Annotated in this window: 12 protein-coding genes; 4 read left to right on the forward strand and 8 right to left on the reverse strand. The window is 36.1% G+C overall.

What is annotated here, in order from left to right; genetic code table 11:
• The first annotated feature begins 62 nt into the window (after positions 1-62).
• Positions 63-2,129 carry a DNA topoisomerase IV subunit B gene (gene parE / locus ACFINF_RS04760; RefSeq protein WP_375619891.1) on the forward strand — a complete coding sequence of 689 codons (2,067 nt, stop codon included), beginning with the start codon at positions 63-65 and terminating at the stop codon, positions 2,127-2,129.
• A 16-nt stretch (positions 2,130-2,145) separates the two neighbouring features.
• On the opposite strand, the gene recJ is transcribed toward parE, so the two are convergent.
• Positions 2,146-3,930 (reverse strand): single-stranded-DNA-specific exonuclease RecJ, encoded by a 1,785-nt coding sequence (gene recJ / locus ACFINF_RS04765; RefSeq protein ID WP_375619892.1) that lies wholly within the window; start codon positions 3,928-3,930, stop codon positions 2,146-2,148.
• A gap of 296 nt (positions 3,931-4,226) precedes the next feature.
• Here recJ and rplM point away from each other — a divergent pair, with 296 nt between their 5' ends.
• Entirely contained in the window at positions 4,227-4,691 is a 465-nt protein-coding gene (gene rplM / locus ACFINF_RS04770; RefSeq protein ID WP_375619893.1) for a 50S ribosomal protein L13, read from the forward strand.
• A 2-nt stretch (positions 4,692-4,693) separates the two neighbouring features.
• Positions 4,694-5,179, forward strand: coding sequence for a 30S ribosomal protein S9 (rpsI, locus tag ACFINF_RS04775; protein ID WP_375619894.1), 486 nt, complete (start codon positions 4,694-4,696; stop codon positions 5,177-5,179).
• Between the two features lie 309 nt (positions 5,180-5,488).
• Here rpsI and ACFINF_RS04780 read toward each other — a convergent pair whose 3' ends face one another.
• The 7 genes from ACFINF_RS04780 to ACFINF_RS04810 form a co-directional block, all read right to left on the reverse strand.
• Positions 5,489-5,854: a response regulator gene (locus ACFINF_RS04780; RefSeq protein ID WP_015856546.1), complete on the reverse strand. Its 366-nt coding sequence runs from the start codon at positions 5,852-5,854 to the stop codon at positions 5,489-5,491.
• Between the two features lie 524 nt (positions 5,855-6,378).
• Entirely contained in the window at positions 6,379-6,738 is a 360-nt protein-coding gene (locus ACFINF_RS04785) for a hypothetical protein (protein ID WP_375619916.1), read from the reverse strand.
• Positions 6,739-7,464: 726 nt separating this feature from the next.
• Positions 7,465-8,253: an ABC-2 family transporter protein gene (locus ACFINF_RS04790; RefSeq protein ID WP_375619895.1), complete on the reverse strand. Its 789-nt coding sequence runs from the start codon at positions 8,251-8,253 to the stop codon at positions 7,465-7,467.
• Positions 8,237-9,058, reverse strand: coding sequence for an ABC-2 family transporter protein (locus ACFINF_RS04795; protein WP_375619896.1), 822 nt, complete (start codon positions 9,056-9,058; stop codon positions 8,237-8,239). The genes ACFINF_RS04790 and ACFINF_RS04795 overlap by 17 nt, the downstream gene beginning before the upstream one ends.
• The gene (locus ACFINF_RS04800; RefSeq protein ID WP_375619897.1) at positions 9,033-9,389 is read right to left on the reverse strand and encodes a hypothetical protein; all 357 of its coding nucleotides are present in this window, start codon (positions 9,387-9,389) and stop codon (positions 9,033-9,035) included. Before ACFINF_RS04800 ends, ACFINF_RS04795 begins: the two co-directional genes overlap by 26 nt.
• 30 nt (positions 9,390-9,419) lie before the next feature.
• On the reverse strand, positions 9,420-9,926 hold the full coding sequence (locus ACFINF_RS04805) for an ATP-binding cassette domain-containing protein (protein ID WP_375619898.1): 507 nt from the start codon (positions 9,924-9,926) through the stop codon (positions 9,420-9,422).
• A 791-nt stretch (positions 9,927-10,717) separates the two neighbouring features.
• Positions 10,718-11,701, reverse strand: coding sequence for an RluA family pseudouridine synthase (locus ACFINF_RS04810; RefSeq protein WP_375619899.1), 984 nt, complete (start codon positions 11,699-11,701; stop codon positions 10,718-10,720).
• A gap of 206 nt (positions 11,702-11,907) precedes the next feature.
• Between ACFINF_RS04810 and ACFINF_RS04815 the strand changes: the two genes are divergently transcribed.
• Entirely contained in the window at positions 11,908-13,689 is a 1,782-nt protein-coding gene (locus ACFINF_RS04815; protein WP_375619900.1) for a glucan ABC transporter ATP-binding protein/ permease, read from the forward strand.
• Positions 13,690-14,357 lie beyond the last annotated feature (668 nt).

Below are 14,357 nucleotides of genomic sequence, written 5' to 3' on the forward strand. Positions count from 1 at the left end.
AAAAACAGGCATAAAATTACTTTAATAAATATTTTATTTTATGAGGTAGATAGTTAACCGCTATGAGCGATAACAAAAAGGATCTTTTTAGTGTTTTAAATAAAGCCCAATCTCGGGTAAATACAAAAGAAAACACTCTGCAGTCTCCAATGAAATCAAAAGCGATGATTTCAAAAAAAAGTGCAAAAAATACGCAAGAAGACGACTATAATGCCCTCTCTATTCGAGTGCTTGAGGGTTTAGAGCCCGTACGTTTACGCCCTGGAATGTATATTGGTGGAACAGACAGTAAAGCGCTCCATCATTTATTTGCCGAAATTATTGATAACGCGATGGATGAAGCTGTTGCGGGTTATGCAGATTTTATTGAAGTCTCATTAGATAGGAGCGGTTATATAACCGTTACAGATAATGGACGCGGTATTCCTGTCGAAAATCATCCTCAAATGCCTGAGAAATCTACTCTTGAAGTTATTATGACACAACTCCACTCAGGAGGAAAATTTGATGGAAAGGCTTATCAAACTGCGGGGGGACTTCATGGAGTAGGAATTTCTGTCGTCAATGCTCTTTCTGATGATATGGAAGTTGAAGTTGCACGAGAACGAAAACTTTACCGCCAACGTTTCTCACGCGGTATTCCTCAATCTGGATTGGAAGATCTGGGAGATGTTTATAATCGTCGTGGTACGCGCGTTCGCTTTCATCCTGATCGTGAAATTTTTGGTGAAAAAGCAGCTTTTGATCCAGAAAAAATCTATAAGATGGCATGCTCCAAAGCCTATCTTTTTGGTGGCGTAAAAATTCGCTGGACTTGTGATCCCGTCATACTTGAAAGCGCAAAAAATATTCCTGAAAAAGCTGTTTTTCATTTTCCCAATGGGCTTAAAGACTATTTACTCTCGTCACTAAAAGATGAATATAGAGTAACGTCAGAAATTTTTTCTGGCAAAACACAACAAAATAATGGCCATGGCTCCGTTGAATGGGCGATCGCTTGGCATGGTGGTGATTCTTGTGTGCAATCTTATTGCAATACGATTCCTACAGGAGAAGGCGGAACACACGAAATAGGATTACGTCAAGCTCTTTTGCGTGGATTGAAATCCTATGCTGAGTTAATAGGAAACAAACGCGCCGCAATTATTACGTCTGACGATATTATGATTTCAACAGCCGCAATACTTTCAGTCTTTATCAGTAACCCTGAATTTGTTGGACAAACAAAAGATCGATTAGCAACTATTGAAGCACAGCGTATCGTTGAGAATGCAATCCGCGATCCTTTTGATCATTGGTTAGCAAACTCCCCGCAAGAAGCAACAAAACTTCTCGATTGGGTTATTGAACGTGCTGAAGAACGTGTTAAACGACGCCAAGATAGAGAAATAAGTCGAAAAACTGCTGTCCGTAAATTACGTCTGCCCGGTAAACTTGCAGATTGTAGTCAGAACCATGCTGTGGGTGCTGAACTATTCATTGTTGAAGGAGATTCTGCAGGAGGATCTGCTAAACAAGCAAGAAATAGAGCAAACCAAGCAATTTTACCTCTTCGTGGTAAAATCTTAAATGTCGCCAGTGCTGCACATGAAAAAATGAACTCAAGCCAAACAATTAGCGATCTTATCCTTGCTCTTGGATGTGGAACACGCTCCAAGTATCGTGAAAAAGATCTCAGATATGAACGTATTATCATCATGACAGATGCTGATGTTGATGGTGCCCATATTGCGTCACTGCTCATTACCTTCTTTTTTCAAGAAATGCCTGACCTTATTCATCAGGGACATTTATATCTCGCCGTCCCTCCCCTTTATAGAATATCGCAAGGAGGAAAAGTTGCTTATGCTCGTGACGACATTCATAAGGATGAATTGCTCAAAACTGAATTTACTGGAAAAGCTAAAATCGAAATCGGGCGTTTTAAAGGGCTGGGTGAAATGCGCGCTGAACAACTTAAAGAAACGACTATGCATCCTCAAAAACGTACATTGCTTCGTGTTTCTATTAATGCCGTGGAAATGCAAGAAACGAAAAAGACTGTAGAAAGTCTCATGGGAACAAAACCAGAAGCACGATTTCGTTTCATACAAGAAAATTCTACTTTTGCTTCTAATCTAGACATCTAATGTAAAAATATCCCTTTCAAACCACTGCGGCTGCGTCAATCACGCGCAGTTGCGGATTGGTCGTTCCATTCCAATAATTCAAACTAAGATGACCAGCTAAATGAATCATTTCACCAATATTTTCAAAAAGAAAATCACCAAGCGATGTCCCTACAGCACGAAAAGCTATTCCTTGCAGTTTTTTTCCTTCAACATTAGATACAATGAGGCGAAGATGTCCTTTACCAACTTCAGATAGATTCACCAATCGATGAGAGGGAAGAACAAAAACAGGTGTTGCATTCCCTGTCCCAAATGGCCCTGCTTTTTCAAGCAACTCAAACAGCGCTTCATTAACACCAGAAGCAGAAAGAGAACCATCTATACTAAGAGACTTTTTAGCATGCAACTGTGAGACCCTTAAAGAAACTTTTTCTTCTAGCCATTTTCGAAAGATTTCAATTTTTGTTGATTGAATTGTAATTCCTGCTGCCATACTATGTCCCCCTCCTTTTTCTAATAAATTTAATGTAACAGCTTCACGGACGAGTGCTCCTAAATCTATACCATTAATTGAACGTCCCGACCCTACGCCATTTCCATCTTCTTTCAAAGCAATAGCAAAAACAGGACAAAAAAAACGCTCTTTGAGACGGGAAGCAAGAATACCAATAATTCCCGGATGCCATTCTTTATGAGAAATTACAAGGGACAAGGGTATTTCTTGATCTTGATAAAGAGAAGCAATGTAAGATTCCGCTTGTGCTAATTGAATGTTCTCCATTTCTTGGCGTTCTTTATTAAGCCGATCTAATTGTTCTGCTATTCTGTCCGCTTCATCTTTATTCTCACAGCTAAGCAAACGTGCTCCCAAAGCTTGATCACCAATGCGCCCTCCTGCATTAATTCTAGGACCTAACAAAAAACCTAAATGAAAACTATTAAGCGGCTCCCCTATTCGTGCAACCTTTGTTAAAGCTGTTATTCCTGGATTATGCATAGAACGAGCAACTTGAAGCCCTTTTATCACAAAAGCACGGTTAACCCCCTGTAATGGAACGACATCACATATGGTTGCCAATGCAACAAGATCAAGCATACTTAAAAGATCAGGTAGCTGCCCTTGGAATTGTTTTTTCCGCAGCAAATGATGAACCCAAGCTAACGTAACAAAAACAACGCCCGCTGCACATAAATGCCCCTGTTTAGAAAAATCATCAGGGCGATTAGGATTAACAAGAGCAACAGCTTCTTGATGGATCTCTGACATTTGATGATGATCTAAAATCACAACATCAGCACCAGCAAGCCTCGCTGCTTTTACCGCATCTGGACTGTTTGCGCCACAATCAACAGTGATAATTAACCGAGCACCTTCTTGCACAAGCATCCTCATTGCTTGTTCATTCGGACCATAGCCTTCAACAATACGATCAGGAATATAAATTTTGACTTCAATACCAAAATAACGAAAAAAACGCGCTATGAGTGCCGAAGAACAAGCACCATCAACATCATAATCACCAAAAACAGCAACCTGTTCTTGATTAAGAAGAGCCTTAACAATACGCTCTGCAGCGCATTGCATATCCCTAAAACTTTCTGGATCAGGCATAAGCGTACGTAATGTCGGATTAATAAAAGCAACAGCCTCAGCTTCATCTACATCTCTTGCTGAAAGTACTCGAGCTAACTGATCTGGAAAACCAAATTTTTGAGAAATAGCGCGCGCATTATTTATTCCTTGAACACCAAGGGCATCTAACCAAGCTTGACCACAAGCAGAAGATTCAACATTGAGAAAATAACGAGACCACTGCATTATTGCTTATTTTATAATGAAGAAAGATAAAATACAATCATGCGGTAAAGATAAAATAGTCTTTTGCAACATTCATTTTAAGTTTAAATTGTCCACAAACTTCTTTTAATGGGGTATTATAATACCATTCTTATAACATATTGTTTTATAAAGTTTTTATTTTCTCTTGACGTCAATCAAAAGACATTATATCAGAGCAAGTAGTATGCGTTAAATATTTCGCTATGGTAACAATTTTCAACGCAAAACAGTAAAAATTCCCTTATATTAAAAGGGTTCTTATAAAGGATACTTCTATGGCAACTTTTTCACAAAAGCCAACTGAAGTGGTGAAAAAATGGGTTATTATTGACGCAGAAAACCTTGTTTTAGGTCGTCTTGCCGCATTTGTTGCTAACCGCTTACGTGGCAAACATAAAGCTACATTTACTCCACATGTTGATGATGGTGACAACGTTATTGTCATTAATGCAGATAAAATAGCTCTCACTGGCAAAAAATATACGGATAAAAAATATTATTGGCATACCGGTTATATTGGTGGAATCAAACAACGTACAGCACGTCAACTTCTTGAGGGGCGTTTTCCCGAACGCGTTATTGAAAAAGCGGTAGAGCGCATGATTCCTCGTGGTCCCCTTGGTCGCCGTCAATTGAAGAATCTACGTGTTTACGCTGGAAGCCAACATCCACATGAAGCACAACAGCCTGAATCTCTTGATGTTGGTGCTTTAAACTGCAAAAACAAAAGGATTGCTTGATTATGGCTGAAATTAATTCTCTTTCTGAGCTTAGCATAGTAACAAGTATTACAGAAACACATGAAAATGTTGTTCCTGTCCACGTGCAAAAGCTTGATTCACAAGGACGTGCTTATGCAACAGGAAAGCGTAAAGACGCTGTTGCGCGCGTATGGATTAAACCAGGTTCTGGAAAAATCACGATCAACAATAAGGAATTTGATAAATATTTTGCTCGTCCTGTTCTTAGAATGATTCTTCGTCAACCAATTGTTACAACAAACAGAGAGACCCAATTTGATATTATTGCAACCGTTGCAGGTGGTGGTCTTTCCGGGCAAGCCGGTGCAGTACGCCATGGCATTTCCAAAGCTTTAACCTATTATGAACCAGAACTTCGTTCAATCTTGAAAAAAGGTGGTTTTCTTACCCGTGATAGCCGTGTTGTTGAACGTAAAAAATACGGTAAAGCAAAAGCACGTCGTTCTTTCCAATTCTCAAAGCGTTAATTTCAATTTTTGTACAATACATAAAGCCTCGGACAAAAACGGGGCTTTTTTTAACTGCTAAAACAGATTTTTAGTAAAGAAAAATTTACACCTGTTAGAAGAAAACAAGAATGCAAAACAACCCCGTCTCCTTAGACAAGGACTAAAAAAGTAGATCAAAAAATTCAAAACCTCAGTTTCAATCTCTTAAAACTTATATTTTGCTAATAGACCTACCCACATATTAGTAGAATACAAAAATATCTGCAATATAACTTTAGTTATCTCATAAGGTTTTCAATGTCTTTTTCTATCATTATTTAACAAGCTTCAGTCCAAGAAATGCTTTACCATTGTGATAAAATGCGGGACAGAAATAGGTTTTGACATATATTCTTCACATCCACTTGCACGAATTCGTTCTTCATCCCCTTTCATAGCAAAAGCTGTTACAGCAACAACGGGAATCGATCTTAGTTCTTCATCTTCTTTTAATTGTTTAATAACATCTATTCCAGAGACCTCTGGCAACTGGATATCCACAAGAATAAGAGATGGCATTGATGAACGCGCCAAATCTAATGCCATAAGACCATTTCGCGTTTCAATGGTTTCATAGCCACTCGCTTCTACGAGATCACGGAATAGCTTCATATTAAGCTCATTATCTTCCACGATCATAACTTTTTTTGACATTAGTATAACTTCCATCTTTCTTAGACAAAATAGAAATGAATTTACATTCTCTTTGCTTAAGATAAAATGATAAAAAAAATTGTAAACCACAAAGAGACTAAAAGATTCCAATAAAAATTTTTTTACGCAAACATTTGTAATACTCATCACTATGCTTTTTCATTTCATAAAAATGAACCCCACAAATAGTCGTAAGATTGTATTATCGTATATTTTTTGAGTTGATCTGCAAAGTTTATGGATATCTCGATTAATGCATTCGCGTTTTCATCATAAAAAAATATCAGCCACAAACTTAGCTCAAATACGTATTTTAAAGAGGAAAAATTTAAGTAGCCTTTAAAATAGCTGATTAGTTAAATTCAATGTGCCATATATTGCCATCCCCAAAATAATATCTTAAGAATAAACATATCAATATCATTAAGAGTAAAATATGAATAAACCGTGATTAAATATCACGGTTTATTCATATAAAATATTCAAGAACAGAATAATTCAAAGTTCATCAAGTAAAATAACTTTTAATTCAAAGCCCATGCACTATAAGCAAGAGCATCGAATGCTCTTCCACCTGTCTCTCTGCTAGGACTCGGCGGCTTTCTAGTAAAGAAATATACAAAATATGCGATTAAAGCAAAAATCGCTGTCTCGATCCCCATTAAACCCGCAACTTTTTGGACATTTTTCCCAGCCCCTTGTCCTCCAAATTGGCTAATAATCATATCAACAGCTTTAATAACTCTATTTTCCTGTGTCATTACAGAAATGAAACCAGCATTTTGAAATCTACCATTTAAAGAACCGGCATTGGCTCCTAAAACCTGTGAAAAGAAAATAGCGAAAGCAACCACACATACTATACAATGCTTAAATATTTTCATCATAACCACCTAATGTTTAATAAAATAAATTTTCTTTACCACCCCCTCTAAATAGAAAACACTACATCATCTATCGATAAAGTATATTTATATACTTATAATAAAAAATATAATACAAAACTTTAATTAATAATTTTATTTTAATTATTATTTTTATATTATATTACATTTATAATATATCCGTTACATATTTATCTTAAGTTTGTCAATTGTTTTATTTGTGTTTTTATATTATACAATTTAATGCTAAAATTTATTAAATTAGAATTATTTTATTGTTTTTATTATAATTTTAGCTTTATTATCATAAATATTATTATAGTATTACAGTATAAAAATATTAATGTGTTGTTTTTTAGTTACACATATTGTTTTTATTTTTTGTATAGTACAGCAAGATAAATATTTTTAAAATTTACAGAAAACAAAAAAATACTTTATTGAAATATTCTGATAAAATTATTTTGCATTATTATAAATTGAGAAGAAATAGCTGTCCCAGTAAAAAATTAGCGTAAACTCCAGCTTAGCTCTTTGATTGAAAAAGCTAAATCAGATACAATAAGAGATAACTTTTGGTGAACGCGCCAAATCTAATGCCATAAGGACATTACACATTTTGACGATTTCACAGCCTCTCGTTTCTACAAGAACTCGGAATAATTTTAATAAAGTTCTTTAATAAAGTTCATTGTCTTCCACGATTATAACTTTCTGACTTTTATATCATCCCCCTAATCCATTAAATTTACGAATTGTTTTCTTATAACTTATGAAAGTCATGGCAATAAAAAGAAAAGTACTCAACAGAAGATATCCAATATTCCATTCATTTTTACCAAATAACAGTGAAACGGGCAAAGAAGCAGAAAAAGCCATTGGCAGCAGAAACAAAAACCATTTCACGATGCTTGAGGGATAAATTGCAATGGGGATATATGAAAGTTCATAAACCATTGTATGAAAATATTCGACTGGCATCTTACGATTAGTAACAAATGTTATAAAGTTGAACATCATGCAAAAACAGATATTGATGATAAAGACACAAACTATTGCAACGATAAAAGAAAACCATCCCATCTTAATGCTTGAAAGATCCGGTAATGAAACAAAAAAATACGCACTCACACAAAGAACAAATAAATTTATCAGACGAAGAGGATTGCACCAGCCAACCAACATGAATACCCAGATTGAAACAGGCTTTGTCAGATATGATTCAACCTTACCACTCGCGACTTTTTCAAAAAATATTCCAATAGAATTGGTAAAAATACTTAAAAACACTCGGAGTAAAACGAAGACAACAAAGATAAGATGAATTTCATCTGTGCTATAGTTACCGATCTTTCCTGAAAAAGAAGATATTTTATCAATAAATATGAATTGAATAAAATAATAGCAAAGAGAAAGAAGAAACTCCCCAATCAAATTCTTACCGTAAACAATCTGCCGGCGTATATTCATACCAATAAAATGAATAATTATCTTCACCTCAACCACCCGCTCCATGATACGCTTTCATTCCCTTCTTCCAGACAACATGAATAAAGAATAGAAGACACAAAATATAAAAAACACTGCCCACAATAAACTGATGGAAAACCGCCAAATTATGCGTTGCAAGAAACTCAGCAGGAGCAGAGATCATGAAACGATAAGGGTTAAACTGCATGAGCGGAATAAGCCACGTGGGCCAGAAAGAGGGTGGCAAAAGAACACCACCAAGAAGAGCCGAACTAAGGATACTAAAAGAGAGCAAAATACCGTACTCAATCACCCAGAAAATCAATAACGAAATTGCGAAAGAGAGTAAAAAAAGCAATTGAGAGAGAGCAAGAATGAGAAAAAAGAGCAGAAAAGAGAGTATTAATCCCAGAATATTCTCGTAAGATAAAAGAAGCTTTACCATAAAGATCACAAGTAAAGGAGTAGCATATAACACACTCTCACCCAAAAAGGTAAACAGCATTTGTGTCATGTAACTGAATGGCTTTGTGAGAGTGACTTCTAATTTACCTTCTTTAACATATTGAGAGAAAGACTGAATTAAACCATAACCATTATTTAAGCGTGATAAAATTAAAGCCAAGGCATAATAATACATCATATCATGAAAGCTAAAACCGTTTATGGTGCTGCCCATATCAGAAAAAAGTGCGTTCCATAACATGAGTTGAATAACGAATGGCGAAAGAGTCCCCATGACAAAATCAGTAAAGAACATTGCCCTGTCATTGACGATAGTGAGTAATCCATTCTTGGCAAAAAGAAACATGCCAAAGCAATTGTTAGATAAATTCTTTAAATTTAACACGGAGCATCTCTTCGAGGGAGGGAGTGGACAATTTCAATGCAATCTCATCAATTTTTTCTATAACAGCTGAAGGTGCAGCCAAGTGTTCACAAAAAAGCGTCATTCTCACCAAAGAAGGAATGACATTCTTAAGCGCGTGAAGATTGCCATGAAACTGTTTCTTTCCCTTATGCAAGAGAATAATATCGTCGACATATCCATCAATATCCCCCCTATCATGACTTGTGATGATATATCCAGTGCCGCACTCCCTTTTCAGTTTTTTAAGAAGCTCCCTGATTTCATGCTTCGATGTAATATCAAGACCAATACTTGGTTCATTGAGGAACAATAGTTTAGGCCTAAAGGAGAGATTAAATGCCTATTCACTTTTCACTCTTTCACCCAGACTAAGCATCCGCACTGGCTTATCCATAATATGCTCAAGACCCAGCAACTCAGCAATCTCTTTAAGATCACGGGTAAAAGAAGCGCGTTCAAGACCATATAATGGCTGAACCATATCCAGACTGTAGCGTAAGGGTAAATCCCACCACAAACAATTCTTGTGACCAAAGACCACCCCCAAAGACTTGAACAAATCTTTCTTCGCTTTATAAGGATCAACATCAAGGACTTTAACATATCCTTCATCAGCACATTGTATACCAGAAAGTATTTTAATCAGTGTTGATTTACCCGCTCCGTTAGGACCAAGGATTGCTAGAGATTGCCCTGAAAAGAGGGTGAAACTCATATCTTTTAACACATGATGATTTGTATAAACCGGCTTGAAGAGGGAAACCACCTTATTTGTAAAACCAGTTCCTCTGTCTATGTTGCGATATATTTTTGAGATGTTATTAACGTCAATCAATAATGATCCCATCAGTCACTCCTAATTTCAACTTATCCCACCTTTGAATGTTCCCATAATAAATATCTGTTTTGTTCACTAGAAAAAAAGTGTTCAAACTCTCCCTAGAGCAATAAAACGCACCTAACGTTTTATATCCAATTTTTTGTATAGATATTTTTTCAATGCGATGAGCTCACTTCAATGAAGCATTAAGATACTGAAAATTTATTTCTTCTTTTATGAAAGATAATTTTTTGGATAAACTAAGTAAGTAGAAAAATAATTGCTCATTGAAAGGAGAAATTTGCTAATAAGCCTTCATTGTATAAGCAAAAATACAAAGCGTAAATCTATACTATAAGCATATCAAACCACATTGATAACAAAACAAACTTCCTTGACAACAGGAATTCTTTGAGAAAAGACTTTTCCTAAGCATTACTATAAAATGCCTCAATTATCTCCCATAAAAAAATTAAAATTGCCTTCCCTATTTTAGTAAGTATCCTTCAGATTTTATCTAACTCATCTCTCTCAACAGACACACCTCCCCAATATATGACCCTATAGATAATTCAAAGGAGCAGCTTCATCAGCTCAGATTATTAAATAACACACCATATCCAAAAATAACAATACAATCTATATGGATAAAGAGCTGTAGAAAGAAAACTTATGATATTCGAAAATTTCATCACTCAAAAACATAATTTTCTCATAGCAATTTACTTATCAAAAACTTTCTTCAAATAATGCCCTATTCATCTTATCAAATTTATAGACAAAATTTGTATCAATCAAAAAGAACAAATGAAGTTTCTTTATTCTGTTTCAGCATCACGCTCATTAAAAGACAAAAGATTAAAACTTTGGACCATATGAGGTGGTAAAGGTGCAACAATATCCAATATTCCTCCTGAAGGATGAGGAATACGAATACGACGTGCATGAAGATGAAGACGGTTTTGAATTCCTCCTGGCAATGTCCAATTACTATCAGAAAAAAAATACTTTGTATCGCCAATGATCGGATGATCCATATAGGCAGCATGCACACGAAGCTGATGTGTTCTCCCTGTATAGGGTTCCATTTCAAGCCACGAAAGAGCCCGCCCTCGCGTATCTAAAACGCGATAGTAGGAAACCGCATGATGTGAGTCTGGCTCCCCATGTTCACAAACACGCATTTTGTCACCTTGTGCAGTCATTTCCTTAACCATCCACGTTGAAATTTTGTCCTGCTTTTTTTTAGGCACGCCCCGAACCAACGCCCAATAAGTCTTTTTTGTTTCTCGCGCTCTAAAAGCAGCTGTTAAGGACTGAGCAGCTCCCCTTGATCGCGCAACAATAAGGACACCCGACGTCTCACGATCAAGCCGATGAACCAAACGCGGCTTTTCACCTTTTTTATTGCGCCATACCTCAAGCATACTATCCATATGGCGTGTTAAACCAGAGCCTCCTTGTACAGCCAACCCAGCTGGTTTGTTAAAAACAAATACCTTTGGATCTTCATAAAGCAGCATTTTTTTCAAAACGGTTTCATCATCCTGCCCACGAAGTGTTTTATCCGTTATTGAAAGATTTTCCTTGTCATTAATAGGGAGAGGTGGAATACGAACAGCTTGCCCCATACAAAGACGCGCATCGGCTTTAACACGTCCACCATCAACCCGTATCTGACCAGAACGCAACAATTTTTGCAAAGCTCCAAAACCAAGTCCTGGATAATGCACTTTAAACCAGCGATCTAAGCGCATTCCATTTTCATCTACCTCAACTTTTTTTATTTCTATGCCTGCCATGAAAATTCCCTTACCTGATAATTTTATTGATCTATTTTTGCGCCTTTATAAACACAAAAATTCATATTTTAGTTGGCGTTATCACACCATATTACAGTTAGTATCCAAAATTGCCTTTTCTCAACGTCCAAATTTTATTAGCTAAAAACTAAGCGTTATAAAAATCAACAGCCTTTACGCTTAATAGCGAATGGAGATAATTAACCGTGTCCTTATTCAAAACCTATGCACGTGTTCTCACTTACCTAAATAGAGAAAAAAATGCATCCCTTTTAATCTGTACCGCTAATGTTATGTTAGCTATTATCACCATTGCAGAACCTATTTTATTCGGACGTGTTATTGATTCTATTTCAGAAAAATCAGCTATCATTCCTACTCTTACCCTTTGGGTTTGTTTTGGACTTTCACATATTATTGCTTATGTCCTTGTTGCTCGTGGTGCTGACCGCTTAGCCCATAGACGCCGCTTAACGGTTTTAACGGAATCTTTTGAACGTATCATTGCCATGCCTTTAATTTGGCATCAACAACGTGGGACTTCCAACGCACTCCATACACTTTTGCGCGCAATAGATTCCATGTCAACCATATGGCTTGATTTTATGCGCCAACACCTCTCGACGCTTGTCGCCTTATTGGTTCTCATCCCCATAGCGTTTAATATGAATTGGCGTCTTTCAATAGTCTTAGTTGTGCTTGCCATCATCTACGTATTAATTGCACGTTTAGTGATGCGAAAAACAAAAGACGGACAAGCTGCTGTAGAATACTACCACCACAACCTTTTTAAACATGTCAGTGATTCAATCTCTAATGTTTCCATTGTACAAAGTTATAACCGAATAGAAGAAGAAACTTCTATACTGCATCAACATACAAATGCTTTGCTTAAAGCACAAAATCCTGTTCTCAATTGGTGGGCGCTGGCCAGTGGCTTAAATCGAATGGCTTCAACAATTTCAATCGTTTGTGTTCTTCTTCTTGGAGCTTTTTTTGTTGCAAAAGGTCAATTGCGGGTAGGTGAAGTTGTTGCTTTTGTTGGATTTGCACAACTCATGATTAGCCGTCTAGACCAAATGAGCAATTTTATTAATTGTGCAATATCCTCACAAGCAAAACTGCAAGATTTTTTTGAAATGGAAGACTCAACCTTTCATATCAACGAACCACAAAATCTTCCTTCCCTCCAAAATGTTAAAGGCGCCATAGAATTTCATCACGTAACCTATAAATTCGCAAATTCTTCTCAAGGTGTTTTTGATATTTCCTTTGAGGTTAAAGCAGGACAAACTGTTGCGATTGTAGGACCAACAGGGGCTGGAAAGACAACACTGATCAATCTGTTGCAGCGCGTATACGACCCTGCCTTTGGGCATATCTCCATTGATGGAATAAATATATGCTCGATCAATCGCGAATCTTTGCGCAAATCTCTAGCAACAGTATTTCAAGACTCGGGTCTTTTCAACCGTACTATTCATGACAATATTTCAATAGGAAAAGCGAGCGCAACAAATGAGGAACTTTATGAAGCAGCAAAAATAGCAGAAGCTCACGATTTTATTCTAAAAAAAGCTGAGCATTATAACACAATAGTGGGCGAACGAGGATCTCAATTATCAGGTGGAGAAAAACAGCGACTAGCAATTGCACGCGCTGTTTTAAAAAATGCCGCTATTCTCATTCTAGATGAAGCAACAAGCGCTCTTGATGTTGAAACAGAAGCACGTGTCAAAGATGCTCTCGATTCCATACGCCGTAACCGCACTACTTTTATTATAGCACATCGCCTCTCAACAGTACGCAATGCTGATGTGATACTCTTTCTGGAACATGGTTACTTAATGGAAAAAGGAAACTTTCAAGAATTGATCGATAAAGGAGGGCGTTTCTCTAAATTTTTAAAGGCAAGTGGTTTAACAATCAAACCACCAGAAAGAGAAGGAGAAAATGTTATCCCCTTACATGAAGCCATAGCTTCATAAAAACGATACTCTTCATAGATCTTATGCAAAAAAAATCCTCGTCAATATAACAAGAGTGCTTATATATAATAAATAAAAAGATTTCTAAAAATGCCACAAACCATTTTAGATATTTAAGACAAATATTAAAACAGTTTAGTATTTTCTCTGCTATTGCAATTCTACTAGATTGGGACAAAAATATTTCCCTATATCTGTGCATATTGACGAGTACACACTCTCATTTAGGGAAAATGTAAAGGTAAAAACAATTTCCAGTTTTACCGTCTTCTTTTAACTCAGCTTTACGAATTTCAAAACGAACTAAAGAAATATCTTTTAAATAATGAATATTATGTATTGCTTTGCACTTTTGTTTATCACTTTCTTTATAGTCCTCTCATAACGAACAGAACATCATTGTTTTACACATTCATATGACTTTTTTTAAGAAACATTTCTCAATGCTCTTAAGCCCATTTCACAACGACATTCGTGAGTGGTTTTGATTAATTTAACATACACAGAATTTGAAATAATAAAATCCTACGAATATTCGTAGCTCTTATTCAAAAGATAAAACAATAAATTATCATTATAACTCAATGTATTAAAGCAATTTTATCATAAAAATAAATTAGATATTAATCTAAATCCTTAGATTTATATGATATTCCTTTGATTTATAT

The sequence above is a fragment of the Bartonella sp. TS25HLJMH genome, assembly GCF_042193505.1.
GTDB lineage: Bacteria > Pseudomonadota > Alphaproteobacteria > Rhizobiales > Rhizobiaceae > Bartonella > Bartonella grahamii.

Bases quoted from the DNA above. Each gene is read 5' to 3' on its own strand.
- ACFINF_RS04785 (WP_375619916.1), bottom strand. From the start codon at position 6,738: ATGAAAATATTTAAGCATTGTATAGTATGTGTGGTTGCTTTCGCTATT.
- recJ (WP_375619892.1), bottom strand. From the start codon at position 3,930: ATGCAGTGGTCTCGTTATTTTCTCAATGTTGAATCTTCTGCTTGTGGT.
- rpsI (WP_375619894.1), top strand. From the start codon at position 4,694: ATGGCTGAAATTAATTCTCTTTCTGAGCTTAGCATAGTAACAAGTATT.
- ACFINF_RS04805 (WP_375619898.1), bottom strand. From the start codon at position 9,926: ATGGGATCATTATTGATTGACGTTAATAACATCTCAAAAATATATCGC.
- ACFINF_RS04790 (WP_375619895.1), bottom strand. From the start codon at position 8,253: ATGGAGCGGGTGGTTGAGGTGAAGATAATTATTCATTTTATTGGTATG.
- ACFINF_RS04810 (WP_375619899.1), bottom strand. From the start codon at position 11,701: ATGGCAGGCATAGAAATAAAAAAAGTTGAGGTAGATGAAAATGGAATG.
- ACFINF_RS04780 (WP_015856546.1), bottom strand. From the start codon at position 5,854: ATGTCAAAAAAAGTTATGATCGTGGAAGATAATGAGCTTAATATGAAG.
- parE (WP_375619891.1), top strand. From the start codon at position 63: ATGAGCGATAACAAAAAGGATCTTTTTAGTGTTTTAAATAAAGCCCAA.
- rplM (WP_375619893.1), top strand. From the start codon at position 4,227: ATGGCAACTTTTTCACAAAAGCCAACTGAAGTGGTGAAAAAATGGGTT.